This window comes from Geothrix sp. (assembly GCF_049292215.1).
Classification (GTDB): domain Bacteria; phylum Acidobacteriota; class Holophagae; order Holophagales; family Holophagaceae; genus Geothrix.
The window spans coordinates 67957-94256 of the sequence record NZ_JBATQW010000070.1; the positions used below are offsets into that span (position 1 = coordinate 67957).

Below are 26300 nucleotides of genomic sequence, written 5' to 3' on the forward strand. Positions count from 1 at the left end.
GCCCTTTGCCTACTGCTTCACCGCGATCCGAAGGAAGGACTCTGGCAATGTGACGCCACTCCGGCCCAGGTTCGCCTGGTGCACGAAGATGGTCAGCCGGCCGCCGATCCGCTCGAAGGCGATGGCCCCGCCGTCAGCGAACAGCTTCCGGCTGCTACAGACCACCAGCTTGCCCTGCCCGGCATAGAACCGGGTCTGGTCCGGCGTGAAGGCCCACGCAACATTGGCCTTCGCATCCACTGAGATCTCGGATTTCTTCATCTGCATGACCATGTCGAGTTCCTTGCAGGCCACCCGGCCTTCGGAACCGGCGCTGTTGGCCAAGATCAGGAGAAATTTCGCCGCCTCCTCCACCGGGACGCCCTCGGCCAGAAGGGGCACGACCGCAGAGACGAGGACCATCGCCACCCCCAGGTAGCGGTAGACAGCACGGGCGTGGGGACTGGCGAGTCGCAGCATGGAAGGCTCCGACCACCTTTATCGGCCCCACCCTTGAACTGAGGGGATCTGGCCAGTGACGGGGGCGTAACTTTTCCCGCTGCGGGGATGGTCTGCCCAACTGGTCCCGGGACCTTCCACAGCGCGAGGATCCTGCCCGGGTCAGCCCTTGATGGGGACCACCGTGGCCAGCCAGGCGTCGGCTTCCGTCCTGGTGTGGAAGATGCGGATGGTCCAGCCCTGCGGCGCCTTCAGTTGCCCGTAGATACTGGCCAGGTATTGCCCAAGGCCCGTGGGCACCACGAGGGCGATGTGCTGGTTCGGGAGGAATTCAGCATTCCTTCTGTCGATCTCACCCACCTTCATCACCTCCTCGACACTGACCTGGAAGGAGGTGGCGAGTGTGAAGTCCGCGATCATGTGGGTGATGTTCTCGTGGGCCTGCAAGCGAACCACAGCACCCGCGCCGCCATCAATCAGTTCCTGGCCTGTCACCAATCCCTGCCCGATCCAGAGGAAGCCAGTACCGTCATGGATGGGTTCTCCGGAATATGGCACGGGCTGCTCCTGGGGATTGCCGGAGAGGGGGGGGCGATGGTCGGTGCCTGAAGGGTTCAGTGTGTCTTGAACCGTGCCAGCGAGGTGGACAGCTCCTCGGCGATGGTCGAGAGGTACTCCGCGGTGCGGTTCACCTCCTCCACGGTGTGGGCCAGCTCAGTGGAGGCAGCTGCGCTGCGCTCCGTGGACTGGGCGGACTCCTCCACCTGCCGGGCCACCTCGTCCGAGGTGCGGCCCTGCTGTTCAGTGGCGGCGCCGATCTCCTGAGAGGCGCTCACCACGGCCGTGATGTTCTCCTGGATGACCCGGATGGTGGCATCGGTGGCCTCCACGGTGCGGATGCCCTCCTGCATGGCCTCTTCGGTCTGGTTGATGAGGTCGCCGATCTGCTTGGCGGCACCGGCGCTGTGCTCGGCCAGCTTGCGGACCTCCTCGGCCACCACCGCGAAGCCCTTGCCGTGGACGCCTGCCTTGGCGGACTCGATGGCGGCGTTGAGGGCCAGGAGGTTGGTCTGGCGCGCCAGGTCCTGGATCACCTTCACGGCCTTCACCATCTCCTGCGTGGCCTGGCGGATGGCCTGCATGGCGGCCACCGTGGCCTCGCCCTGGTGGGCACCCTCCTCGGCGGCTGTGACCATGGTCTCGGTCCGCTGATGGCTGCGCCGCACGTTCTCGCCCACCATCTGGATGGAGGCCGCGAACTGCGTCATGGCCGTCGCTGTGAGCTCGGAGGCCAGGCGCTGGTTTTCTGAGAACTGGGCGATCTCGCCCGTGGCCCGGGCCACCTCGCTGGCCGTGGCGCTGAGCTCCGTGGAGCCAGAGGCGACGCGGCTGCTGGCATCCCGCAACTGGCCGAACAGCTCCTGAAAGCGGGCCACCATGGCATTGAAGTCCTTGGCCATGCGACCCAGTTCGTCGTCTGATCGGACCTCGACACCGCGTGAGAAGTCACCGGCCACCATGCGCTCCATGCCTTCTGAAACCTCCTTGATCGCGTTCTGGAGGCGGCTCATGACCGCCCGGGCGATGAGAACTCCCAACGCCAGGCTCACCAGCAGGATGGTGGATTTGAGGAGGGCGCCGAAGCGGACGACCGCGGCCATCTCGGCCTGCTCACGCGCTTCGATTTGCTTCGACTCCTTGAAGATGCTCTCGGCCAGGCCGCCGATGGCTTCGTTCATGGGCCGATCCACGCCCTTCAGCAGGCCGTCCACGGTCCGGTAGGCTAGGGGATCCTTGTCCTTCCAGGTGGCCAGCGCCTCCCGGTACTTCGCGCCAAGCTTCTGGTGCTCCCCCACGGCCTTGTCCACGCCATCCGTAGGCAACTCAAGGACCTTCAGCTGAGCCTTCAGCTTGGCGAAGTCCTCCTGCACCTCCTTCTCGGTCTTGTCGAAGGCGGCCTTGTACTTGGTCATCTGCGCCGGGTCGTGGCCGCGGACCAGGATGTTCTTCCACTCCTGCACCTGGGTCTTGAAGTCGTTCTGGGCTTCCCGGGCCATGTCCCCGGCCTTCGCCACTTTGGCCATGGTCTCACTCAGCTCCGTGGCCTGGTCCGTCAGCCGATGGGCCACATAGAAACCTGCCCAGGCCAGGACCAGCGCCGCCAGCATCAGGCTGCCCGAGAGCAGCCAGAGCTTTTTTCGAACGGAGATGCGATCCAGATATGACAAGCGCATGGCGAATCTCCCTATCTTCCTGCCCAGATGGATCGGTTCCATGTCAGTACATCTTGAAAATCGAGGGTGAGCAGGAGTCCAGCCTCATGGCTTGTTAAAACGGACCAAACATTCCTGTTTTCAGAGCATGGTGCAGACGGGAACTCCGAATCGTCTGCCTGGTTCACCCAGCCATCGAACAAGGATCAGACGCCCTTCCGCTCCGCGCCCCAGAGGATCTTGTGCAGTTGCACCTGGACCCGCACGGGCAGGCCATCCGTGACGACCTTCTCGGCGAGCCAGGCCGGGTCGAGGCGGCCCCAGACGGGGCTGAAGAGGACTTCCAGCCGGTCCCAGATGGCCCTTTCGGCGCACCAGGCCTTGGCCCAGGCGTAGTCGGCCTCGTCGCACAGCACAAACTTCAGCTCATCCTGGCCGGGCACCATGTGGTCGAGGTTGGCTTCGAGCCAGCGGTGGACCTCACCGCTCCCCGGGGTCTTGCGGTCCACGATCTTGACCACCGCGCGGGGCACCGGGGCCAGGTCGTGGCTGCCGGCAGTCTCCAGGGCAACCTCATAACCGAGGTCCAGCAGGGCCCGCAGCAGCTCCGGGGCCTGGGGGTGGGCCAGGGGCTCGCCGCCCGTGAGCTCCACGAAGGGGGCGTTGGGGCCAGGGCCCGGGGGACCAAGCCGCTGCCGCACCTCGTCCAGCAGGTCGTCCAGTTCCCGCATGGCCCCATCGTAGAAGGCGTATTCGGTGTCGCAGTAGACGCACCGCAAGGGGCAGCCGGTGAGGCGGATGAAGAGGCAGGGGCGGCCGATCCGGGCGCCCTCCCCCTGGACCGAATGGAAAACTTCGTTGACCTTGAACTTCATCGATCGATCCAACGCCGTCCGCCGTCCTGGGTCAGGATCTCCCCGGTGAGGAAGGGGCTGTTGGCGGCGAAGCGCACGGCCCGGCAGAGGTCGGCGGGATCGCCGATGCGGTTGAGCAGGGTGCGGCTGCCCAGCCAGGTGGCATCACTGCCCTCCTGGGGCAGGAGGACCCCCAGGGCATGGCCCACCACCCGCACCTCCGGCGCCAGCAGCTGGGCCAGCCCCGGCACCAGACTGGCCAGGCCTGCCTTGGCGGCGCTGTAGGGCAGCCGCTGCAGCCAGGGGCGATGGATCGAGGTGTCCAGCAGGAGCTGGAGACAGGAACCCTCGGACAGCCGTGGGGCGAGGGCCTGGGCGCAGAGGAAAGGGAAGCCCAGGTTCAGGCGCCAGGTGGCCTCCAGTGACGCTGCTGTCCAGGTTCCGAAGGGTTCCTCCGGAAAAGAGCCAGCCACAATCACGGCCCCGGAAATAACCCAGCCCTGCGTCTCCAACGTGTCCAGATCTGCCATCATGCGGGAAACCAGGTCCGGGCTCTCGGCATTCCACTGAAGCGTCCGGATCCTCCCCGTCTTCGACAAGCCATCCACCCAGGTTTCCCCGGTCCAGGGCTCGGAGCTGGTCAACACCAGATCGTGATCCTGGGCCAGATCCTCCGCCAAGGCCCGGCCCAGCCGTCGCCTTCCCCCGACCAGAACCCAGCAGGCCCTGTCATTCCCGGAATTCCGCTCCATCTGGGCATTCTTTCACAAAGGCTCCATGAATCCCTACCTGAAACGCATCCGGTGGCGCCTGCTGTGGATCAGCTTCGCGTGCCTGACCTTGGCCCTGGGTTCCTTCGCCCTCAACCAGTGGGTCTACGCGGGCTCGGATGACCAGTGCTCCTGGGTGGTGGAGAACGGAAAGATCGTCATCCGGGAGATCCTGCCGGATGGCGTGGCCGAAGAGGCCGGGCTGCTCGAGGGCGACGAACTGGTGAAGATCCAGGGCCGGGCCTACGAGGCCACCCTGGAGGGCACGCAGAGGGCCCAGCGCTTCATCAACAGCAAGCCTGAAGGCGCCATCCTCATCTACACGGTCAAGCGTCAGGGACGCCAGATCCTCCTGCCCATCCGCCTGGTGAAGCCCCTCGACTGGGTGCAGCTGGCGCTGCTGGCGAACGGCATCCTCGCCTGGGCCGTGGGCCTGCTGGTGGTGCTCTCGGCCCCCGAGCGGAAATCCTCCCGCCACTTCTTCTATCTGGCGGCCACGGTCCTGCTGATGTCGGGGGCGGCCATCTCCGGCAACCCGCCCGTGGTCATGCTGGTGCTGGTGACGCTCATGGCCGGGGTCGCCTCGGCCCTCCTGCCCCCGCTCTGGATCCACTTCTTCCTGCGTTTTCCGCACCCTTCCGAATGGCGGAAGCATCGGCGCCTCCTCCAGTCCGTCTATGGGACCTTCGCCCTGCTGGCCCTGGTGCAGGTGCTGGTCCGCTTCTGGGCCATCGCGGGAGACGGCGTCCTGAGGACCCTCGCCGGCAAGCCTCCCGAGGGCCTGCTGAAGCTCGTGCTCAACGCCTTCGGGTTCGTGGCCATTCCGCTCTACATCGCGGCCGCGCTCACCGGCCTCGGGTTCTTCATCGCCGGGACGTTCAAAGCGCCCGAACGCCTCCGGAAGGCCCTCCTGCCCTCCCTGATCGTGACGGCGGCCATCTGCCTCGACCTGCTGGCCTGGACGATCCTGTCGGCCAAGTACGGGAACAGCCTCCTGTTCCGTCGCCAGATCTTCATCTTCATGCTGCCGGCGCCGCTCATCCCCATCAGCTTCGCCTACGCCATCTTCCGCCATGGGCTCTTCGACGTGCAGAAGGTGCTGCTGCGCTGGGTGAGCTACATGGCCATCCTGGCGCTCACGGTGGCGGCCTACCTGGGGGGCCTGGCCTGGGCCTTCTCCCACCTCTCGGCGATTCCCCCCGGCTGGGCCGGGGCCCTCATCGGCGTCCTCGCCCTGCCGCTCGGCTGGGCCCTGCGGCGCCTGCTGAAGGGCATCCGGCGCCGGTTCCGGCGGGACTTCTCCAGCACCCGCGACATCGCCCTCAGCGCCGTGCGCGAGCCCAGGAAGCGCTTCAGTGAGGAGTCCCTGGTCAAGTCTCTCCGCCGCGCCCTGGGCGAAGCCTTCCAGCCCCAGCTGCTCGAGATCCTGCCCATCGAGGACCGCCAGATTTTGCTGCCCGCAGCCGAGGCCTCGGACCGGGAGGACCGCCGGATGTACTTCCCGCCCCAGCCGCTCCGGATCCCCCCGGGCCTCCTCCGCCTGGCCCGGGAGAACCGCGAGCTGGTGCTGGGGCTCGGCAGCGAGGAGGCGGACTGGATCCGGGAGCAGGGTGGCACCCTGCGGGCCCACGTGGATGCCCTGGAAGCTCAGCTGCTGCTGCTCATCCTCGCCGGTGACAGCCCGCACAGCGTGGTGCTCCTGGGTGGAAAGTACGCCGAGCTGAACTACGGTCGCGAGGACCGTGAGCTGCTGCGGGAGGTGGCCCTCGCTGCGGGCCAGGTGATCGAGACGGCCGTGATGCACCAACGGCTGGTGGCCCAGGAGCGTCTGAGCCAGGAGCTGGAAACGGCCCGGCGCATCCAGGAAGGGCTGGTCACTTCCCACGTGCCGCCCATCCCCGGCTTCCATGTGGCTCTGCGCCTGGAGCCGGCCCTGGAGACCGGGGGCGACCTTCTCTTCGTGAAGCGTCGCCCCAGCGGCAAGTGGCTGGCGGCCGTGGGCGACGTCTGCGGCAAGGGCCTCGCCGCCGCCCTCTACATGGCCCAGGCCACGGCCCTGCTCGAACAGGCCGCCCAGACGGAGCACCAGCGGCTGGAAGAGATCCTCTGCTCGCTGGACCTCACCCTGAGGCAGCTGCTGGGCCACCGGGGCTTCCTCACGCTGATCCTGCTGGAGTGGGACGACGCCGGGAACTACCGGCTGGCGCGAGCTGGCCATCCCGGAGCGCTGGTGTTCGAGGCCCCCGGTGGGGACGGCCACCGCGAGGTGGTCCCCCATGGTCGCGGCCTGGGCCTGCGGCCCGCGGGCCCAGGCGACTGGCAGGTCATCGAAGGGGTGCTCCCACCCAAGGGGTGGATGGTGCTCTACAGTGATGGCCTCTCTGAGGCCATGAACCGGGACGGCGAGCTCTACGGTCTGGAGCGGCTCAGCGCCCAGCTGGGCCGCCTCTGGGGGACGGGCAGCCCCCGCGCCGCCTGTGAGGCGGTCTTCCACGACGTCGCCGCCTTCGATACCCAGAACCGCGATGACCGGACCCTGTTTATCCTGGGAAGGGAGGCCTAGTGCGACGCTCACCCTTTCGATGGCTCATTCCGACCTTCCTGGCCCTCCAGCTGGGCCTGCTCTGGATCCAGGGTGCCCAGCTCCACCGGCAGAACCAGGTGCTGGTGGGCCTCCGGGAGGACATCCAGGCGCTCACGGAATCCATCGAAGGCAGCCAGTCCCCCGCCGCCTTCCAGGAGGAAGGCGAGGCCGTTCCGGCAAGCTTCGGTCCGCCGGCCACTCCCCCCCGGCAGGTGGCCGTTCTGGGCGCCGAGGAGGAGCAGGAATCCGTGGCCAAGGAGCTCAAGGCCACCCGCGATTCCGCGGACAAGGCCGTGAAGGACGCCCGGGAAGCGCAGTCCAAGCTGTCGCTCGAGGAGAACTCGCGCAAGGCCGAGGAGGCCAGGAAGGTCCAGGCTGCGACCAGCTCCTGGCTGACCTGGGTCTGGGTGGCCGTCGGCCTGGTGGCCCTGGCGCTGGTGGGCCGCTCGGTGATCCGACGGCGCGCCTGATGTCCCTGCTCGACTACCTCCGCGAGGATCCTGCCTGCGTGAACCTGGCGGAAGGGGCGGTACACGCCGTGGCTCCGGCCCTGGACGACCCGGATCCCGACCAGGTGTCCATGCAGTTGAACGAGTGGGCGTTCACCCTTGCCGGGCGCATGCCCCTGCCCTGGAACACCCACAAGGCCATCGACGCCCTGAACCACCTGCTCTTCGAGGAGCTGGGCTTCGAGGGCGACCGCGACACCTACGACGACCCCCTCAACGCCCTGCTGCCGGCCGTCATCGCCCGCCGGAAGGGCCTGCCCATCTCCCTCTCCATCCTGTGGGTGGACCTGGCCCGCCGCATGGGCTTCGATGCCGTGGGCGTGGGCCTCCCCGGACACTACATCGCCGCGCTGCGTACGGACTTCGGCCTCCTCTGCTTCGATCCATTCCACAAAGGCCGGGCCGTGGGCGAAGAACTCGGGGCGGCGCTGGTGAAGTCCGCCACTGCGGGGCGGGTGGCCTTCCAGCGCGACATGCTGAAGCCCGCCACCAACCGGGAGACCCTCATCCGTCTGGTGAGGAACCTCCACTTGCGGTTCATGCACGCCGAGGACTGGGAAGAAGCCCTCTGGACCGGAACCCACCTCATCCTGCTCGAGCCCGGCAACCCAAGGGTCCACAAGGAGCGCGCCTTCATCCACCTCCAGCGCGACGAGCCCGGACCGGCCCTGCTGGACCTGCGGGAGGCCCTGCGCTTGAGCCCGGACCCCGATCCCGAGATCCAGGCCTGGTTGGCCCAGATCGAACAATCCTGAGGAACGCCAGCCCGGCTGGGGGCATCCTTCCGTCATGCGATCCACACCCCCATGGTCCTGGCTGCATCCTCTGACCCTGCTAGCCGCCGCCGGGTGCGCCCATCCCAGGTTCGTCTATGATGTGGACCCGGCCTACCAGTCCGGCCACTACGCAACGGTGGCCCCCGATCCACGGAGGGACCGCATCCTCATCCGGGAGGGGATGCGGCCGCTGAACCCTGACCTGCACCTCCAGGCCGTGCAGGCGGAGCTGGTAGCGCGGAAGTACCGGCTGGTCCCGACGGCAGAGGCTGATCTGTGGGTGGCCGTCTACGTCCTGACCGGGGGCCGACCGGAGGGCGGCGGGAACCACCCTGGCAAGAGCTCCCACCGCGGGGGTGGCGAAGGCCCTCGCGGTGGCGGCCGCGGCGGCCCGGAGGCCGGTGGCGATGCCGCCGCGGAGCGGGAGGGGAGCGCAAGGGGCACCTTCACCGTCATCGTGCAGCTGCAGGACCGCCGCTCCGGCCGTCCCGTCTGGCAGGGCGAGGCGAATCTCGACCACCGGGAGAAGGGTCCCGATGGGCACCCCCTCAGCATCGAACAAGCCGTGCAGCAGCTGATGCGACCACTCCCGGCTCAGCCCTAAAACAGGCAGCGGGGGCCATGGGCCCCCGCTGCTCCAATGAGAACGGCCTACTTCTGCTGCGCCTCGACGACGGTGAGCGCCGTGAGGTGGATGATGTCATGCAGGTCACTGTGCCGCTGCAGGACGTGGACAGGGGCCGCCATGCCGCAGGTGATGGGGCCGATGACTTCGGCTCCGGCCAGCCGCTGGACCAGCTTGTAGGCGATGTTGCCGCTGGTCAGGTCGGGGAAGATCAGGACGTTCGGGCCACCCGGCAGGTCCACCCAGGGGTAGTTCTCGGCCAGGATGCCTTCGCCCAGGGCCGTGTCGGCCTGCATTTCCCCGTCGCACTTGAGCTCGGGGCGCGTGGCCTTGATGATCTCCACCGCCTTCTGGACCTTGCGGACCAGCGGGTGCTCGACGCTGCCGAAGCTGGAGAAGGAGAGCATGGCCACCTTGGGTTCCATGTTGAAGGTGTCCTTCACGAGATCCGAGGTGAGCATGGCGATCTCTGCCAGCTCCTCGCCCGTGGGCTCGATGTTCATGGTCGTGTCGGAGAAGAACAGCACGCGGTTCTTCAGGACCATGGTGTAGACGCCGCAGACCTTCTTCACGCCCTTGCGGGTGCCGATGACTTCCAGACAGGGTCGGATGGTCTCGGGGTAGTACATCGTCAGACCGGCGATGAGGCCGTCGGCCTTGCCCAGGCGGCACATCATGGCGCCGAAGTAGATGCGGCGGTGGATCTGGCGCCTGGCCTCGAAGCGGGTGACGCCGCGGCGCTTGCGCAGGTCATAGAAGGCGTCTTCCGCTTCCTTCCGCCAGGCCACAGTGCCGGGATCGAGAATCTCGATGCCCTCGAGGCCGATGCCGTGATCGGCGGCCACGGCCTTGATCTTTGCAGGATCGCCCAGCAGGATCGGGATGCAGATACCCTCGTCCACCATCTGGGAGACGGCCTGGAGGATCAGGGGATGGTCGCCTTCGGGGAAGACCACGCGCTTGGGGTTCTCCTTGGCGCGATGCACCACGCTCCGGATCACGTCCTTGCTGCGGCCCTGGAGACCCTCGAGGCGCTCGACATAGGCCTTCATGTCGGCGATGGGCTTGCGGGCCACGCCGGTATCCATGGCGGCCTTGGCGACGGCCGGAGCCACCCAGAGGAGCACACGGGGGTCGAAGGGCTTGGGGATGATGTAGTCGGGGCCGAAGGTGAACTTCTGGCCGGAGTAGGCCTTCACCACGGAATCCGGCACTTCCTCCTTGGCCAGGGCAGCGAGCGCCTGGGCGGCCGCCAGCTTCATGGGCTCGTTGATCTCGGAGGCGCGCACGTCCAGGGCGCCACGGAAGATGAAGGGGAAGCCCAGGACGTTGTTCACCTGGTTGGGGTAGTCGCTGCGGCCCGTGGCCAGGATGATGTCGTCGCGGGTGGCCTTGGCGGTGGGGTAGTCGATTTCGGGATCGGGGTTCGCCAGGGCGAACACGATGGGGTTCTTCGCCATGCTCAGCAGCATCTCGGGCGACAGCGCGCCCTTGCTGGAGCAGCCCACGAACACGTCGGCATCCTTGATGGTGTCGGCCAGGGTGCGCCACTCGCTCGGCTTGGCGAACTTGTCCTTGTACTTGTTGTTGCCCTCGGTGCGGCCGGTGTAGACCAGCCCCTTGGTGTCACACAGCCAGAGGTTCTCAAGCTTCACGCCGGCGGCGATCATCATGTCCGCGCAGGCGATGGCGGAGGCACCAGCGCCGCTGAACACCACCTTCATGTCCTCGAGCTTCTTGCCCACGATCCCGGAGGCGTTCATCAGGGCCGCCGTGCTGATGATGGCGGTGCCGTGCTGGTCGTCATGGAAGACGGGGATGTTCATTTCCTTCTTGAGGCGGGTCTCGATCTCGAAGCACTCGGGCGCCTTGATGTCCTCCAGGTTCACGCCACCAAAGGTGGGTTCGAGCGCCTTGACCACCTGGCAGAACTTGTCGATGTCGAGCTCGTTCACTTCGATGTCGAACACGTCGATGTCGGCGAAGCGCTTGAAGAGCACGCCCTTGCCCTCCATCACGGGCTTGCCGGCCAGGGCGCCGATGTTGCCGAGGCCCAGCACCGCCGTGCCGTTGGAGATCACAGCCACCAGGTTGCCCTTGGCGGTGTATTCATAGGCCAGCTCCGGGTCCTTCTCGATGGCCAGGCAGGGCTCGGCAACGCCGGGGGAGTAGGCGAGGGACAGATCGCGGGCGGTGGAACAGGGCTTCGTGGCGATGACCTCGATCTTCCCCTTCCGTCCCATCGAATGGTAATCGAGGGCTTCCTGTTTCTTCATGGCCACACTCCTTGGATTATGAGTGCCCTGTCTGTGGGCTGAATGCCCCCAGCTTACACCTCGTCACACGCGATCTTTCCTGGAAGGTCATCAATCCCCTCCTTTGTTGCACCGATCACATGGACTGTTTTCAAAACTTCCAGAAGTCCATGGGCGGGCGTAGGCTCCATCTGGAGGTCCCCATGCGCGTCCATGCCTTGCTGCTGCCTTGTTTCCTGGCCCTTCCCGTTTGCGCCCAGAAAGCCAAACCGGCCCCCGCCAAGGTCGAACCTGCCAAGGAGGCCAAGGTCGCCTGGGACGGCGAATGGACCTTGCACGCTTCACAAAGTGACAAGATCGACGAGCAGATCGAGTCCCACCTCAAGGACCTGAACTTCGGGCTCAGGCTGGTCTGGAAGAAGAAGCTCCAGTCGGCCTGCCGATCGTACGGCCAGCTCGACATCCTGGCCGGCGGCACCTTCTCCGTGACTCCCGACAAGGAGCGTTCCATCGACACGCCCTTCGACGGCACGGAGGAAGCCTGGAAGCGCAGCGATGGCGAGACCTTCAAGGTCTCGCTCAGCGGTCAGGGACCGACCCTCGTGCAGACCCTCACGGCCGAGAGCTATGTGCTGAAGCAGGTCTATTCCATGCGGAAGGACGGCAGTTCCCTGGCCCTGCAGGTCACCTACACCCACCCGAAACTGGACAATCCCTTCTCTTACAAGCTCGTCTTCAAGCGCAAGGAGTGACGGGCGGGTGGACCACACTGGAACGATGCGCCAGCTCGCCCCGCCGCCCCTGCCCTGCCGCCCTCCGTGGTGGGCGCCTTCAGGCCACCTGCAGACGATCCTGGGCAACTACCTCCCCGGGGAACCGCCCGGCCATCCCTCCGTGCCCCTGCGCATCGCGCTGCCGGACGGTGATCAGCTCGCGGCGCGCCACTACCCCGGTGAGCAGCCGATCCTGACGCTGGTCTTCCATGGCCTGGGTGGAGACGACCAGGCCCACTACGTCCTGCGGACGGTGGCCCTGGCCCGCGCCCTGGGCCACCATGTCTGGACCGTCAACCACCGGGGCTGCGGCGAGGGGCGGGGTCTGGCCCGGAAGCCCTACCACAGCGGGTCCGGCGATGACCTGGGGGCCGTCTTCGCCGCGGCCCGCGAACGGCACCCGGGCCTGCGCCAGCTGGCGATCGGCTACTCCCTCTCCGCCAACGCCCTGCTGCTGAACCTGGGCGGCGGCCTTTCCCATCCGGCTGCGCGACCTGACGCCGCCATCGCCGTCAACCCGCCCGTGGACCTGGGCGCCTGCGCCGAGTCCATCCACAGCGGCCTGAGCCGCCTGTACGAGCTCCGCTTCATCCGGCGCTGCCGCGCGGCGATCCGCCAGCGGGTGGAGGATGGCCTCATCCAGGATGGCTACCGGACCTGGCCCCTCATGAGCCTGCGCGAGTTCGACGACGCCTACACCACCAGGGCCGGTGGCTTCCAGAATGCCGACGACTACTACACCAGATGTTCGGCCCGGCATCACCTGGCGAAGATCACCGTTCCCACCGTGATGCTCATGGCCAAGGACGATCCTTTCATCCCCTGGCGGCACGCCGTCGAATCCCATCCCTCCAGCAGCGTGCATCTCCATCTCGAGGCCCACGGGGGCCACATGGGCTACCTCAGCCGGGATCTCCCGGGGCATCGGTGGCTCCCCTATGCGATCGGACACTACGCACGGCAGCTGCTGGACTAGCAAGGCCAGGGAGATAGAGGGTCACCAAGTCTCGACCAGCATCAGCTTCCCGTCCCGGCCTGTTCCCTGCACCCAGATGGCGGAGGCCCCCTGAGGACAGAGGCGGACCTGGGGAAGCGCACACGGCTGGGACGAGGCGGGAGCCAGGGTGAAGGCCTCGCCCCAGGAGCCCTGCCGGAGGCGGGCGGTCACCCAGTCCCCCTCGGCGCCATGCTGCACGGCGATCAGGGCGGCCTTCCCTTCCGGGCCGAGGTCGAGTCCGAATTCCCGGACGGGCGCCTGGCCCAGCTCCAGGCACTCCACGCCCTCTTCCCACCGCCCCCTCGCGAAGTCCTTGGTGATCAGCCGCGAGGCACCGTGGCCCTCCGCCTGGCACCAGGCGGCCACCGCCATGCCATCGCCCCTCATCACCAGCCGCGGATGCGAGAAGGTCTGGGCCGAGCTGAGCGCTTCCGGCGCACCCCATTCACAACGCTGGCCATCGTAGTAGCTGGCTTCGAGGTGGCTCCGCTGGCCCCGCGGCGCATGGACCCACAGCGCCAGTGCATTCCCCAGGTCGTCCATGGCCACCTGGTGGTGGCGCGTGGCATGGGACACCACGGGCACAGGCCGGTCGGACCAGATGCGATCTGATGGCCAGTAGTGGCTGGCCACGAGCCCCTCCTGGCCGTCGCCTTCGGCCTCCCAGAGCACCATGGCGTGTTCGCGGTGATTGGCGGCGAGGCGCGGCTCCACCATCCCGGCGGTGGGGAAGCCCAAGGTGGTGGGGGCCTGCTCCCAGACCTGGCCGCGGGTATCGAACGACTGGGCCATCACCTCGAAGCGCCCGTCCGCCTCCAGGAGCCACACCACCAGGGTGTTGCCGCGCCGGTCCACGGCCGCCTGGAGGTGATGGATCAAGCCCTGGGTCCGGTAGAGGGTCTGGGATGCACCCTCCGCGCCGCCCAGGATCCTGCCCAGGACCTGCCGTTCCTCCCCGGCCACTGTCTGCCAGAGAGCTAGCCCACGTCCCTCCGGATTCAGGAGCATGCGGGGCTCCGTCCCTTCGCCAAGGGGCAGGCGGACGATGCCCGGGGCCGAGTGGGGCCCGATGGGCATGGTCCAGAGCCGGCCGCCGCTCTCCCACAGGGCCGCCCCGTGGCCATGCCCGTCCAGGGCCAGGCAGGCTCCTCCGAGGGCCCCTCGATCCAGGGTCACGGGCGTGCGCCAGGGCGTCAGCGCCTTGGCCTTGCCCGGGCGGAGGCTTTGCGCGAGGCGCCTCAGGCTTTCCATGGCCATGACATGTCCCTTCCGCCAACTTCTCTCGAATGCATCCCCAGGGAGGGTGCCCGACTGGCAATGCCCTGGGAGATCTCAAAGGCAATCAATTCGAGGATGATACTGGGCAATTACCGCGCCTGGCGCTTGAAAGTGGGATTTTCTCGCAGTCCGGCGACTAGGCCCGGCAGCAGGTCCATGACCCGGCCCAGTTCGGCCGGGGTGGTGGCACGCCCCAGGCTGAAACGCACCGTGCCGGTGGCGTAGGTCTCCGGCACCTGCATGGCGCGAAGCACGTGGCTGGGCTCGCGCATGCCGGTGCTGCACGCGCTGCCTGTGGAGACGCAGATGCCGTGCTCCCCGAGCCTGAGCTGGAGCGCCTCGCCTTCGAGGCCCGCGAATCCCACCAGGGCAGTGTTGGGCAGGCGCGGGGCGGCATGACCGTGGATGCGGGTCTCCGGAATCTCGGAGAGCAGGCGCAGTTCCAGGTCATCCCGCAGCCTGCGCACGCCCTCCATCGCGGGAAGCCTGAGTACCGCGAGCTCGGCCGCCTTGCCAAGCCCCACGATGCCCGGCACGTTCTCGGTGCCACCCCGCCGCCCGCGTTCCTGGGAACCACCGAGCATCAGCGGCTTCAGACGCACACCCCGGCGGATCATGAGCAGGCCCGTGCCCTTGGGTCCGTGTAGCTTGTGGCCGCTGAGACAGAGCAGGTCCGCACCCCAGGCCGCGGCGTCCACAGGGACCTTCCCGGCGGCCTGCGTGGCATCCACCAGGAAGAGCGCGCCCCGGGCCTTGGCGAGGCGGGCCGCTTCGGCCACGGGAAACAGCACGCCGGACTCATTGTTGGCGGCCATGACGGCCACCAGGGCGGTGTCCGGCCGCATTGCGGCCTCCAGGGCTGCCAGATCGAGTTGGCCCTCGGCATCGACGCCCACCTCCGTGACCGTGCCACCCTGCCCCTTCCACCACGCCACGAGGGCCCGCAGCGCAGGATGCTCCACGGTGGTGGTGACCAGGTGGCGCTTGGTTGGAAAGGCCTCCCAGACGCCCTTCACCGCATGGTTCAGGCTCTCGGTGCCCCCGCTGGTGAAGACGATCTCCGCCGGCGTGCAGCCTACCAGGGCCGCCACCTGCTCCCGCGCCGCGACCACCGCGCCATCCGAGAGGTGGCCCAGGGCGTAGGCCGAGCTGGCATTGCCGAAGCGCTCCGTGAACCAGGGGCGCATGGCCTCGAAGGCCTCGGGATCCAGGGGCGTGGTGGCGTTGTGGTCGAGGTAGATCAGGTCCATGGCTGGGCTATCGTTCCATCTCACGCAGGGCAGCCAAGGCCTGTTCCCGCGCCTTGAAGTTCGGAACCTTCCCCTGGAAGCTCTTGCCAGCGCCGCCCCCCTTGGCGCCCAGGATGGCCGCCACGGCCTTGCCGGCGACCGGGACGTCCAGCCTCGAGCCCTGGCCGGCGCTCAACAGGAAGATTCCCTGCCCGCCGAGATCGGCCGTGAGGAATACGGCCTTGGCGGCGTCCAGGGCGAGGGTGCCCCGGGCCAGCTTCTGCAGGAAGGCCATGTCCCGGCCTTCGAAGTGGGCTTCCGCCAGGGCTCCGGGCTGCGCCGCCAGGGCGGCCGCCTGGAATTCGGCGAGTTCATCCTCCAGCTTCCGGCCGCGGCGCTCCAGGGCCAGCAGCTGGTCCAGCTTGATCTGGAGGGCGGCGACGAGGTCCTCGTCGGGCGCCCCCAGCAGGGTGCGAAGCACCGTGTTGCGCTGTTCATGTACCTCCAGGCGGAGCCTTGCGCGCCTGCCAGCCACATAGAAGAGGCGCGTCCCCCCACGGATGCTCTCCGTGCCCAGCAGCTTGAGGGCCTCGATCTCGCCCGTGTGGCGCAGGTGTGTGCCACCGCAGGTGTTCAGGTCCAGGCCTGCGATCTGCACCAGACGGATGTCGCCCATGTGGCCCACCGGCAGGCCCCTAGAGCGCACGGCCTCCTGACCATAGGCCTCGGCGCTCACCCAGCGGGCCGTCACCTCCCGGCGCGCGCGGATCTCCTCGGCCACCGCTTCTTCCAGGCGGGCCATCTCCGCAGGGGAGATCGAGGGCGCACTCAGTTCGATGTCACAAACCGACGCCCCGAGGTGGAAGGCCGTGGTCTCCCAGTGGAACTGGTCCTGGGCCACGGCCGTGAGCAGGTGCTGGCCCGTGTGCTGCTGCATGTGGTCGAAGCGGCGGGGCCAGTCCAGCCGAAGCGACGCGGGGCCTTCGGGCACGGTCGCTGCCAGGTAGTGCCGGATCTCGCCTTCGCGCTTCTGGACATCCACCACGGCGAGGCCATTCAGGGTGCCCAAGTCGCAGGGCTGACCGCCGCCCTCCGGATAGAAGACGGTATCTTCAAGGATGGCGAAGGGTCGTCCCTCCTCCTCGGCACAGCGCAGGATGAGGGTCTCCAGGACCACAGCCCTGGCATCTCGTTCATAGGCAGGAAGCGACGTCATGGAATCACCCGATTGATCATAGCCCGCGCCAAGGTTTGGAAGCTCCAGCCCGGTCACTGCGAAATGATGATGGTGGTCCCCCCGCCGCCGGCTCCCCCGAAGCGCGTATTCACGGCGTTGTTGAAGATGGACCCGAAGGTGTAGTTCAAGCCAAGGCTCACGAAGTAGCTGTAGTTCGTCTGCAGTTGACGCAGGCGAAGCAGGACCTCGTCCTGCGTCGCACCCTGCTTGGGCAGGGAGAGCTGGTCACGCACCCGGGCATAGCTGCCGGACAGGTTCATGGAAAACCCTTGCCCCAACTTCAACGAGAGCGAGTTGAAGAGGCCAAGGCTGGACTTGCTCCAATCGTTCAGATAAGTGGAGCCCCTCATCGAGACATTGACCGAGCCCCAGGGTTGGTTGAGCGTGAGGGTCGTGATCAGGGCGTGGTCGAGGAGGGTCTCGCTGGTTTTCCCGAACAAAGTCTCTTCCAGGTAGCGGACCCGCTTCACGCCCAATTCGTAGCGGAAAGTCCACTGGCGCTGGCTGGCCTCGGAGTATTTCCACACGTTGTACTCCGCACCACCTGCCAGCCGGATCGAACCCTTCAGGTTGGTCATGGTTGAGCGGTCCGCATCCAACATCAAACCACTGGTCCAGTGGTCCGTGAGGCCTTGCGCGAGCAGACCACTCGCGTTGTAGCTCTCCATCCGCGTGTCGAGCGTCCCGTCGGAGAGGACATAGCGGTTCCGGTTCCAATTTCCGGAGAGGCCGACCCGGAAGATGTCCTCCTTCGTGATCCGGCTGGCGCCGAGGTTTGCAGAGGTCGACATGGAGGAGTACTGGGACTCCCCATTGGCAAATCCACTGACCCCCATCCGGTAGACCCAACTGTCCCAGGGATCCACCGTGGGTTGCGGCGGCATCGCCTCGGCCCGGTGGGCCACCACTCCGTAGTGCTGGGAACCCGGCTCCCGAACCAGATACCGCGCCAGGCCCAGCGCGATCTGGCTGGCCAGGCTGCGGCGAACTTCGTCCGCCGTGGTGACGCCCGGGGTGGCGCTCACGAAGGCATCATCCAACCCCTGGTATCCCTGGAGGCCAATGAAGCGGAGGGAGAAGGATGTGCCCCCACTGCCCGTGGGGCGCGAGGTCAGGATCAGGTGCACATTGGCATCCTTCGCATCCCGAACCCAATCCACCCAGGTGATCTCCGTGCGGAGGAAGTTCACATCCACGAATACCTGCTGGGCATCGAGGAAGAGGCGGATGCCGGATGCCCTCACCGAGCCAGGCTCCTTTGGCGGGTTGGCCGGCCCCTCCTGCGCGAGCGCTGCGGGTTCGGACACCCAGAGCAACAGGGGAAGCATCATGAGGTTGGCATGTATGCGGTGCATCGGGGCTCGCTGGAGGGACAGAGCTCATCGTACGCGATAGGCTGGAAGGATCGCCATGTCCCACATCCCCCTCCCCGAACGCCTCCGCCCCACCACCCTCGACGAGGTGGTGGGCCAGGCGCACCTGCTCGGTCCCAAGGGCGCTCTGACGCGGCTCACGGCGGGCGGGCGGTTGCCTTCCATGGTGATGTGGGGCCCGCCCGGCACCGGCAAGACCACCCTGGCCCGCATCCTGGCCGAGGCCACGGGCCACGGCTTCATCGAGTTCTCGGGCGTCAGCGGCAGCGCCGCGGAACTGAAGAAGTTCCTGGCGGAAAGCCGGGAGATGCCGCTGTTCCGCAGTGTGCCGCCCGTGGTGTTCCTCGACGAGATACACCGCTTCAACCGCGCCCAGCAGGACATCCTGCTGCCCTACCTCGAACGTGGGGAGGCCATCCTCGTCGGCGCCACCACGGAGAACCCGGCCTTCTACCTGAATCCGGCGCTGCGCAGCCGCTGCCAGCTCATCGCCCTGAAGGCCCTGGAGCCAGCCCACATTCTGATCGTGCTGAAGCGGGCCTGGGCCAGGGAGCGCGGCGCCGAGCCCGAACCGGCGCAGGTCTTCGAATGGCTCTCGAACTGGGCCGGCGGCGACCTCCGCTCGGCCCTGTCAGGCCTGGAGACCTGGCTGGAGATGCCCGAACCGGACCTGGAGTCCCTCCAGGGCGCCCTGGGCGGCCGCATGATGTTCGACCGCGCCGACGGCCACTACGACCTGGCCAGCGCCTTCCAGAAGAGCCTGCGCGGCTCGGACGCCGACGCCGCCCTCTACTACCTCAGCCGGATGATCCGCGGCGGCGAGGATCCCCGCTTCATCGCCCGGCGCCTCATGGTCTGCGCCGCCGAAGACGTGGGCAACGCGGACCCACAAGCCTTCCTCCTCTGCGAGGCCGCCAGCCGTGCCGTGGAGCAGATCGGCTGGCCCGAGGCCCGCATCCCCCTGGCCCAGGCCATCATCTATGTGGCCAACGCCCCCAAGAGCAACGCCACCATCCTGGCCGTGGACGCGGCGATGGCGGCCGACGACGCGCCCATTCCCGAGGCCATCCGCGACGCCCACACGGCCACGGCCCGCAAGGCGGGGCGTGGCGCGGGCTATCACTACTCCCACGACGACTACGACCGCGTGCAGGCCTTCCTGCCCGACAAGCTGCGCGGCACCGCCTTCTACGAGCCGAAGCGGCCCCAGGAGCGCAGCTGGCGGGATCGCCAGGAACCCGAGATCAGGGCCCTGACCACCCTCTGGCAGGCCTGGGTGGACGCCCATCCGGAGGGGGGTGAGCTCCCGCTGGAAGCCTGGAGCGGGGAACTGGCCTGCAGCCGAGAGGCCCTAGCCCGGGCCTTGGGCAAGCTGGCTTCGGGGCGCTTCACGCTGCAGCGGAGACTCGAGGCGAGACCCATCGTCTGAACCTCAGCCGTCGCTGCTCCAGCCCAGGAGGCTGACGCCGTAGCGCTGGCCCCGGACGAAGAGCGGCACAGTGAGGACGGTGATGATGGCGCCAGTGTCCCGGGCATAGGTCTGCACCAGGAACTCCTGGCGGCTGGCGGCCTTCTCACTGAGATCGGCCACCCGCTGGAAGGTGGCCCGATCCACCCGATCCGGCAGAGCCTCGGCCGCTTCGCCCAGCCCGTGCCGCGCACCGCGGACCAGCACCCGGTTGTCCGTGAAGAAGCGCTTCACGCGGTTGCCGGCCAGGTCTTTGTCCGGCTGACCGGTCCAGTCCTTTGCGAAGGCCTTGTTGTGCGAGGGGCCGTAGGAGTTCAAATCGATGATCAGGGCGAAGGTCAGCCGCGGCTCCTGCTCCAGGACGCGGTCGAAGGCCTCCTGCAGGGTCCGGTCCACCAGGCCGTCATAGGCCGTGCGGAACTTGGGCGGAGTGAACCCCTCCGGGGGCACCCGCAGGACGTTGAAGAACCGGGACAGGCTCTGGATCTCGGAACCTCGGATCTCGGTGTAGTCGAGGGCCAGCAGCTGCTCGGCGCTGATGCGCCCATCCTGGACAGGACCTTCGAGGATGGTGGCGCTGGTGGTGGCGAGGTCCCGGGCCAGGCCCAGGGCACGATGGAAGAGGGAGCCTGTGTCGTAGGCGGCCAGGTGGCGGTGGCCTTCCTCCGTGAGCGAGGTGACCGCGAAGGCATCCTGGGCCACGGCCTCGGCCGCGGACTTCAAGGTGCCTGTGGACTCCAGCAGCCTCCCCGAGGCCTCCACCAGGGTCTGGGCCGCCTCCTGCTCTTCAGTGGCGGTCCTGGCAAGGCTGGACACATTCCCGGCGGTGGATTCTGCCAGGTCGGCAATCTCCGAGAGGCGTTTCTCGACAGCTTCGACCTGGGTGCGGGTGGTGGCGGCCAGCCCCAGACTTTGCTCCATGGCCTCCCGCGCCGGATCCAGGTCCTTCCTGATGGCTTCGAGGAGGGTGGCGATTTCCTGGGTCTGGAGCGACGTCCGATCCGCCAGCTTCCGGACCTCCTCGGCCACCACGGCGAACCCGCGGCCCGCAGCCCCGGCATGGGCCGCCTCGATGGCGGCGTTGAGGCTCAGCATTCCGGTGCGGTCGGCGATCTCGCCGATGACCTGGGACACCTCGTTGACTTTCACAATGTGCCCCAGCAGCGACTCCAGGCGCTCGGCCGTCACGGTCGTCTGCTGCTGGAGATGTCGTACCGTGGCCACGGCCTGATCGCTTTCCTGGCGGCCCTGATTCGTCTGGTCTGCCATGCGACGAGTGGACTCGGCCGCCTCCTCCGTGGCGATGGCCGACAGCGAGATGTTCCCCCCCAGGTCGTCCAGGGTCTCCTGCATGGAGCGGGTGCCTGCGAGGATCTGATCGATCTCCCGCGCCAGGGTCTGCACCCGCACGGAGGTCCTCGCGGCTCCGGCGGCGGAATGATTGATCACCTTCTCCAGACCGGCGAGATCCCGACCGAGCTGGTCCGCAGCGCCTGGCCTGGTGCCATCCAAAGCGGGTCTCTGGGCGAACTCGGACATGCCTGACCTTTCATGGTTGCCGTTCTATCGGCAGGCTGCCCCAGGACTCCAGTTCAGTCCAGGTGGCCCATGCGCCCCTGCTGATAGTCCAGGACCGCCTGCTCGAGTGCCTCCCGGGTGTTCATCACGAAGGGTCCGTAGTGGGCGATGGGCTCGCGGAGGGGCTCGCCCGCCAGCAGCATGAGGCTCACCGGCATGGTGGCCTCCAGCGCCAGCGAGTCGCCCACCCCTAGCAGGGCTACCGTATCCGCGGGCACTTCGGTGCCTTCGAGGCGCACGGAGCCATGCAGGGGCACCACGGCCGCAGTCCAGCCCTCCGGGACGCTCTGCTGGAAGCACGCGCCCGCCTCCAGTTCCAGGTGGGCGTAGGCGATCCGGGCGGGAGTGTGGGCCGGGCCAGTGACGCCGGCCAAGGTGCCCGCCAGCACGCGAATGCGACCGCCCGGAAGGGTCGTCCAGGGCAGACTCTCGGGCTGCAGGTCCGTGTAGCCGGGCTGGCTCCCCTTGTCCGCCTTCGGTAGGTTGATCCAGAGCTGGACCCCTTCGATGGGCCCGCCCGTCTCCAGCTGCTCAGGCACAGGCATCTCCTCGTGGACGATGCCCGCGCCCGCGTTCATTAGCTGGGCGCCGCCGGGCCGCAGCAGTCCGGCCCCGCCCGTGCTGTCCCGATGCCGAAAGGCGCCCTGGATGAGGTAGGTGAGGGTCTGGAAGCCCCGGTGCGGATGCGGCGGGAAGCCCGCATCCGTGCCCGGCGGCAGCACCATGGGGCCGAAGTGGTCCATGAGCAGGAAGGGGTCCATGGCGCGGAAGGCCTCGCTGCCATGCTGCCCCCGGCCCGGAACCAGCCGGACGAGGGGCACACGGTTGCCGTCCTGGGTGGGAAGGCCGGTCACGAGGGAAGCGACGGGTTTGGGGCTCATGGGAAGCTCCTCAGGCAAGGTCGAAGAACAGGATCTCGGCCGGCGTTCCAGCCTCCACTTGGAAGGACGGTTCTCCTTCGATGCGCGCGCCGTCCCCAGCGTTCAGGGGCCGCTCCTGAAGCGTGACGGACCCCGCGGCCACTTGAAGGAAGCCCGCCCGACCTGCCGGGATGGCCACCTCCACCCCGCACCCAGCGTCCAGGCGGGCGGCGAAGACCTTCACATCCTGGAACAGCCGGACGGAGCCGTCGGCACCATCCGAACTGGCGATCAGCCGCAGATGGTTGCGCAGATCCGCCTCCTGGAAGGCCACCTGGTCGTAGCGGGGCGGGAGGCCCTGCCGGTTCGGCAGGATCCAGATCTGGAGGAAGTGGACCGGCTCCGTGGCCGAGGCATTGAGCTCGCTGTGCCGGATGCCCGTGCCCGCGCTCATGACCTGGGCTTCTCCGGGCCGGATGACGCCATGGGTGCCCAGGCTGTCCCGGTGCTCCAGGGCCCCGGACAGCACCCAGGTCAGGATTTCCATGTCGCGGTGACCGTGGGTGCCGAAGCCCTTGCCGGGCTGGACCCGGTCCTCGTTCAGGACCCGCAGGGCCCGGAACTGCTCATGCTCCGGTTCAAAGTAGTCGCCGAAGGAGAAGGTGTGATGGGTGTCCAGCCATCCGAAATCGAAGTGGCCCCTGGAATCAGAAGGACGAAGGGTGATCATGCTGCCTCCCGTGTCCATTTTAGGTGTTACAACTCGTATTACAAGCCCCCACCAGAAAAATCCCGGTTCATTGAAGACCCATGACTTATCTTTGAGGTGTCCGATCGGAGGTCGCCATGATCACGCGGGTGCTGGTGGGGGTGGATTTTTCCGAAGCCTCGAAACAGGCCCTGGAACGGGCCGGCAGCTGGGCGACCCAGTGCGGGGTGCCTCTGGTGGCCATGCACGTGCTGCAGCCACCCGCCCCCATGCTGCCGGAAGCCCAGATCGCCCTGCCCGACCCCGCCTGGCTGCACACCATGGAGGACCACGCCCGGGAGCAGCTGGAAGCCTGGATCAGGCCCTATGCCGGGGCCTCCGCCATCGTGAAGTGGGGCGGCCCGGCGGAGGAGCTGGTCTCCGAGGCCGATCCCCAGACCCTGCTGGTGGTGGCCCAGGTGGGCCACTCCACCCTGGAGCGCCTGCTCTTCGGCAGCACCGCTGCACGAGTGGTGCGCCTGTCGCCCTGCGACGTGCTGGTGGTGTGCACGGAGAAGGCAAAATAACTGGGGCTGTCTTCACCCATGCGCAGAAAAGCGGGCCGGATGGCCTGCTTTTCTGCGCCAGCACCAACCTTTAGCGGTAGGCCGGAATCCCGGTCACTTCCTGGCCGATGATGAGGGTGTGCATGTCATGCGTGCCTTCGTAGGTGTAGACGCTCTCGAGGTTGGCCATGTGGCGCATGACCGGGTACTCGTCGAGGATGCCGTTGGCGCCCAGGATGGTGCGGGCCTTGCGGCAGATCTCGAGGGACACGTTCACGTTGTTCATCTTGGCCATGGAGACCTGCGCGGTGGTGTAGGTCTTGGCGTCCTTGAGGCGGCCCAGCTGATGCACCAGCAGCTGCCCCTTGGTGAGCTCGGTGACCATCCAGGCCAGCTTCTCCTGCTGAAGCTGGTAGCTGGCGATGGGCTTGTCGAACTGGATGCGGCTCTTGGCGTAGTCCAGTGCGCACTGGTAGCAGGCGTCCGCGGCGCCGAGGGCACCCCAGGCGATGCCATAGCGGGCCTGGGTCAAGCAGCCCAGCGGCCCCTTCAGGCCCTTCACGTTGGGCAGCAGGGACGTGGCTTCGTCCACGATCACGTCCTCCAGCACCAGCTCGGAGGTGGTGCTGGCGCGCAGGCTCCACTTGCCCTTCATCTCGGGGGCGCTGAAGCCGGGGGTGCCCTTCTCCACCAGGAAGCCGCGGATGCCGTCCTCGGTCTGGGCCCACACCACGGCCACATCGGCCACGGTGCCGTTGGTGATCCACATCTTGGTGCCGTTGATGCGCCACTTGCCACCGGGTTCGCGCACGGCCTTGGTGAGCATGCCCCCCGGGTTGGAGCCGAAATCGGGCTCGGTGAGGCCGAAGCAGCCGATCTTCTCGCCGGTGGCCAGCCTGGGCAGCCAGTGCTTCCGCTGCTCCTCGCTGCCGTAGGCGTAGATGGGCCACATGACCAAGCTGCCCTGCACGGAGGCGAAGGATCGCAGGCCCGAATCGCCGCGCTCCAGCTCGTACATCAGGAGGCCATAGGCCACGTTGGACACGCCCATGCAGCCGTATTCCTCGGGCAGCGAAGGGCCGTAGAAGCCCAGCTCGCCCATCATGGGGATGAGGTGCTTGGGGAAGGTCTGGGCCTGGGCGTGCTGCTCGATGATGGGAAGGACTTCCGCATTGATGAACTTGCGCGCCGACTCGCGGATCATCCTCTCTTCGTCCGTGAGCAGGCCCTCGAAGCCCATGTAGTCGGTGATGTGGGTGAAGGTGGCGTAGGCGCCAGCCATGGGGACCTCCTGGATGCCCTGAAGCCTCGGGCGTTGGTTGACAGAATCAGCGCTGCAGCAGCGCGCCGGGGCCAGTCTACCGCTGCGTCAAAACCGGGCCAGGGGCGCATCCCGCTCCACCGGGAGGATGCCTGTCATGTCGCCCATCAGCTTGACGATCTGGAAAATCACGACCCGGAGGTAAGGTCCTCCAGCAGCCGGTCCCCCGTGGCGTGGGGCACCTCGTGGCAGTGGCGGCAGCGGGCCTCGTAGGCCTCGGCTGCTCCGACCAGCACCTGCCCTCCCGTGTGCACCATGCGCTGGGTGCGACCAGCCAGGGCCCCACAGACCATGCAGATGGCCTGAAGCTTGGTGACGTACTCCGCCTTTGCCAGCAGCAGCGGCATGATGCCAAAGGGTTCACCGTTAGAGTCCTGGTCAAGGCCCCCGGCAATGACGCGCACGCCGCGGTTGGCCAGATCCTCGATGATCGGGATGAGGCCATCGTCCATGAACTGCACTTCGTCCAGGGCCACGACCTGGGCCTCGGGGTCTAGGAGGCGGGCCAGTTCCACCGTGTCCTTCACCGGAATGGCCTCGTGCTTGCGCTGGCTGTGGCTCGCAATGGCGGAGGCATCGTAGCGGTCGTCCAGGGCCGGCTTGAACACCTGGACCTTCTGCTTGCCGATGAGGGCCCGCTTGATGCGGCGGATGAGTTCCTCGGACTTGCCGGAGAACATGGGGCCGCAGATCACCTCCAGGGAACCCTGGCGCTGGTGCACGAACATTGGGGGTCCTTACTTCTTGGGGGTCGGGGCGGATTCCGGAGGTGGGGCGACCGGCTGGGCCATGGGGTCCGGGAACGTCGAGAGATCCGGAACTGGGTTCTTGCCATCCAGGGGTCGTCCCAGGGCCTTGGCGAGCATGACACCACCGTCCTTGGGCGAGGCCAGCCGCAGGGCCCAGGCCTGCCGGAGCCGCGTGGGGCCTTCCGGCACCACGCGCAGATCCACCGGCTGAAGGCTGGCGAGGCCCATGTTCATGGAGCCACGGTGGTGGGGAACGTAGATGGCGAGGGGCACCGCGAACGCCAGCGCCACCATGGGCCAGAGGAAACGGCTGGCCTCCCATTCCCTGGGCGCCAAGTCGGGATGGCCATCGACCACCCACGGCCGCACCACCTTCGGGGCGTCGCCAGTGATGGGTTCGAGCAGGCCGGCTTCGAGGAGATCAGCGATGGCCTTGCAGGTGTCCAATTCCTCGTAGCGACTGACCTGGATGACGTCCTTGATGGCCTGGGCGTGGTCGAAATAGGAGAGCACCATCTCCTGCTCATGGGTGAGCCCCGAAGTGCCGTGCTGCATCTGCCCCTTGCCGTCCAGGACGGAGGACACGTCCCGGTCGATGTCGAGGTGGAGGGACTGGGCGCGCGGGGACTTGCCCAGTGGCACGTCCAGGCCAGGCAGGCGGCGCTCCACTTCGGGCCATTCGTCCTGGATCCGCGCAGCCTCCATCAGCACCGTGTCCACCGGAATCGGCACGAAGTGGTCGCGATCGAGGTCCGGGGGCAGCATGGAGTCGAAGCGGTAGTCGCCCTCCACCCAGCGGAAGGTGCGGTGCAGGATCGAAGTGGCCTGGTTGAAGAGGGCATCCTGCAGATCGGAAGCCGTGACCTTGCCGCTCTCCAGGAGCAGGGTTCCCATGCGCTTAAGGGTCTGGCGCTGGACCTGAACCATGCCCAGGAGTTCCTCCCCGGTCAGCCGCCCCAGCCGAACGAGCATCGTGCCCAGCCGGTCCTCCATGCGGACTTGGTTTGAATCGCAGCCGACGATCTCGCCATTCTCGAAGAAGACTTTGACGAACTCCTGGCCCTGGGAGAGCACCAGGGTGCCGTTCTTCCCCTGGATCTTGATCATGTTGAACAGGGAGAAGAGGTCGAAGTCCCGAAGGGATCCTTCCAGTGCCATA

Annotated in this window: 24 protein-coding genes; 8 read left to right on the plus strand and 16 right to left on the minus strand. The window is 67.3% G+C overall.

The genetic code is table 11. The annotated features are described in order from the left end of the window. Positions 1 to 9 precede the first annotated feature (9 nt). The 5 genes from WAS25_RS12100 to WAS25_RS12120 all read right to left on the minus strand — a co-directional run bounded on the left by WAS25_RS12100 (position 10) and on the right by WAS25_RS12120 (position 4257). Positions 10 to 459 (minus strand): hypothetical protein, encoded by a 450-nt coding sequence (locus WAS25_RS12100; RefSeq protein WP_422312418.1) that lies wholly within the window; start codon positions 457 to 459, stop codon positions 10 to 12. A gap of 141 nt (positions 460 to 600) precedes the next feature. Next, positions 601 to 996: a hypothetical protein gene (locus WAS25_RS12105; RefSeq protein ID WP_422312420.1), complete on the minus strand. Its 396-nt coding sequence runs from the start codon at positions 994 to 996 to the stop codon at positions 601 to 603. A 56-nt stretch (positions 997 to 1052) separates the two neighbouring features. Further along, complete coding sequence (locus tag WAS25_RS12110; RefSeq protein ID WP_422312422.1) at positions 1053 to 2672, minus strand: methyl-accepting chemotaxis protein; 1620 nt, start codon at positions 2670 to 2672, stop codon at positions 1053 to 1055. Positions 2673 to 2857: 185 nt separating this feature from the next. Then, complete coding sequence (locus WAS25_RS12115) at positions 2858 to 3526, minus strand: radical SAM protein (RefSeq protein ID WP_422312424.1); 669 nt, start codon at positions 3524 to 3526, stop codon at positions 2858 to 2860. Then, entirely contained in the window at positions 3523 to 4257 is a 735-nt protein-coding gene (locus WAS25_RS12120; RefSeq protein ID WP_422312426.1) for an SDR family oxidoreductase, read from the minus strand. The genes WAS25_RS12115 and WAS25_RS12120 overlap by 4 nt, the downstream gene beginning before the upstream one ends. A gap of 25 nt (positions 4258 to 4282) precedes the next feature. On the opposite strand from WAS25_RS12120, the gene WAS25_RS12125 reads away from it, so the two are divergent. The 4 genes from WAS25_RS12125 to WAS25_RS12140 are packed head-to-tail and all read left to right on the plus strand — an operon-like array spanning position 4283 to position 8748. After that, positions 4283 to 6838, plus strand: a complete 2556-nt coding sequence (locus tag WAS25_RS12125; protein ID WP_422312428.1) for a SpoIIE family protein phosphatase — start codon at positions 4283 to 4285, stop codon at positions 6836 to 6838. Continuing rightward, entirely contained in the window at positions 6838 to 7329 is a 492-nt protein-coding gene (locus WAS25_RS12130) for a hypothetical protein (RefSeq protein WP_422312430.1), read from the plus strand. The genes WAS25_RS12125 and WAS25_RS12130 overlap by 1 nt, the downstream gene beginning before the upstream one ends. Beyond that, positions 7329 to 8123, plus strand: coding sequence for a SirB1 family protein (locus WAS25_RS12135; protein WP_422312432.1), 795 nt, complete (start codon positions 7329 to 7331; stop codon positions 8121 to 8123). Before WAS25_RS12130 ends, WAS25_RS12135 begins: the two co-directional genes overlap by 1 nt. A 34-nt stretch (positions 8124 to 8157) precedes the next feature. Continuing rightward, positions 8158 to 8748 (plus strand): DUF4136 domain-containing protein, encoded by a 591-nt coding sequence (locus WAS25_RS12140; RefSeq protein ID WP_422312434.1) that lies wholly within the window; start codon positions 8158 to 8160, stop codon positions 8746 to 8748. Positions 8749 to 8795: 47 nt separating this feature from the next. Here the strand turns inward: WAS25_RS12140 and WAS25_RS12145 are convergent, their stop codons facing one another. After that, on the minus strand, positions 8796 to 11045 hold the full coding sequence (locus WAS25_RS12145; protein ID WP_422312436.1) for an NADP-dependent malic enzyme: 2250 nt from the start codon (positions 11043 to 11045) through the stop codon (positions 8796 to 8798). 182 nt (positions 11046 to 11227) lie between these two features. Between WAS25_RS12145 and WAS25_RS12150 the strand changes: the two genes are divergently transcribed. Together WAS25_RS12150 and WAS25_RS12155 are read left to right on the plus strand one after the other, a co-directional pair. Beyond that, positions 11228 to 11776, plus strand: a complete 549-nt coding sequence (locus tag WAS25_RS12150) for a hypothetical protein (RefSeq protein WP_422312438.1) — start codon at positions 11228 to 11230, stop codon at positions 11774 to 11776. 25 nt (positions 11777 to 11801) lie between these two features. After that, positions 11802 to 12773, plus strand: a complete 972-nt coding sequence (locus WAS25_RS12155) for a YheT family hydrolase (RefSeq protein ID WP_422312440.1) — start codon at positions 11802 to 11804, stop codon at positions 12771 to 12773. A gap of 21 nt (positions 12774 to 12794) precedes the next feature. On the opposite strand, the gene WAS25_RS12160 is transcribed toward WAS25_RS12155, so the two are convergent. The 4 genes from WAS25_RS12160 to WAS25_RS12175 form a co-directional block, all read right to left on the minus strand. Beyond that, positions 12795 to 14051, minus strand: a complete 1257-nt coding sequence (locus WAS25_RS12160; protein ID WP_422312442.1) for a hypothetical protein — start codon at positions 14049 to 14051, stop codon at positions 12795 to 12797. Between the two features lie 110 nt (positions 14052 to 14161). After that, positions 14162 to 15322: a cysteine desulfurase family protein gene (locus WAS25_RS12165; protein ID WP_422312444.1), complete on the minus strand. Its 1161-nt coding sequence runs from the start codon at positions 15320 to 15322 to the stop codon at positions 14162 to 14164. A gap of 7 nt (positions 15323 to 15329) precedes the next feature. Then, positions 15330 to 16517, minus strand: coding sequence for an alanyl-tRNA editing protein (locus WAS25_RS12170; RefSeq protein ID WP_422312446.1), 1188 nt, complete (start codon positions 16515 to 16517; stop codon positions 15330 to 15332). 53 nt (positions 16518 to 16570) lie between these two features. After that, entirely contained in the window at positions 16571 to 17893 is a 1323-nt protein-coding gene (locus tag WAS25_RS12175) for a hypothetical protein (RefSeq protein WP_422312448.1), read from the minus strand. Between the two features lie 55 nt (positions 17894 to 17948). On the opposite strand from WAS25_RS12175, the gene WAS25_RS12180 reads away from it, so the two are divergent. Beyond that, on the plus strand, positions 17949 to 19340 hold the full coding sequence (locus WAS25_RS12180) for a replication-associated recombination protein A (RefSeq protein WP_422312450.1): 1392 nt from the start codon (positions 17949 to 17951) through the stop codon (positions 19338 to 19340). 3 nt (positions 19341 to 19343) lie between these two features. On the opposite strand, the gene WAS25_RS12185 is transcribed toward WAS25_RS12180, so the two are convergent. Genes WAS25_RS12185 through WAS25_RS12195 form a run of 3 tightly spaced genes read right to left on the minus strand, consistent with a single transcriptional unit; the run spans position 19344 to position 22547 of the window. Beyond that, on the minus strand, positions 19344 to 20918 hold the full coding sequence (locus WAS25_RS12185; RefSeq protein WP_422312452.1) for a methyl-accepting chemotaxis protein: 1575 nt from the start codon (positions 20916 to 20918) through the stop codon (positions 19344 to 19346). Between the two features lie 53 nt (positions 20919 to 20971). Further along, complete coding sequence (locus WAS25_RS12190) at positions 20972 to 21838, minus strand: pirin family protein (protein WP_422312454.1); 867 nt, start codon at positions 21836 to 21838, stop codon at positions 20972 to 20974. Between the two features lie 10 nt (positions 21839 to 21848). Further along, positions 21849 to 22547, minus strand: a complete 699-nt coding sequence (locus WAS25_RS12195) for a pirin family protein (protein ID WP_422312456.1) — start codon at positions 22545 to 22547, stop codon at positions 21849 to 21851. A 116-nt stretch (positions 22548 to 22663) separates the two neighbouring features. On the opposite strand from WAS25_RS12195, the gene WAS25_RS12200 reads away from it, so the two are divergent. Next, positions 22664 to 23092 carry a universal stress protein gene (locus WAS25_RS12200; RefSeq protein WP_422312458.1) on the plus strand — a complete coding sequence of 143 codons (429 nt, stop codon included), beginning with the start codon at positions 22664 to 22666 and terminating at the stop codon, positions 23090 to 23092. Positions 23093 to 23162: 70 nt separating this feature from the next. Here WAS25_RS12200 and WAS25_RS12205 read toward each other — a convergent pair whose 3' ends face one another. The 3 genes from WAS25_RS12205 to WAS25_RS12215 all read right to left on the minus strand — a co-directional run bounded on the left by WAS25_RS12205 (position 23163) and on the right by WAS25_RS12215 (position 26299). Then, positions 23163 to 24353 (minus strand): acyl-CoA dehydrogenase family protein, encoded by a 1191-nt coding sequence (locus tag WAS25_RS12205; RefSeq protein ID WP_422312460.1) that lies wholly within the window; start codon positions 24351 to 24353, stop codon positions 23163 to 23165. A 167-nt stretch (positions 24354 to 24520) separates the two neighbouring features. Then, positions 24521 to 25120, minus strand: a complete 600-nt coding sequence (locus WAS25_RS12210; protein ID WP_422312462.1) for a thymidine kinase — start codon at positions 25118 to 25120, stop codon at positions 24521 to 24523. Positions 25121 to 25129: 9 nt separating this feature from the next. Next, positions 25130 to 26299 carry a DUF4388 domain-containing protein gene (locus tag WAS25_RS12215; RefSeq protein ID WP_422312464.1) on the minus strand — a complete coding sequence of 390 codons (1170 nt, stop codon included), beginning with the start codon at positions 26297 to 26299 and terminating at the stop codon, positions 25130 to 25132. Position 26300 lies beyond the last annotated feature (1 nt).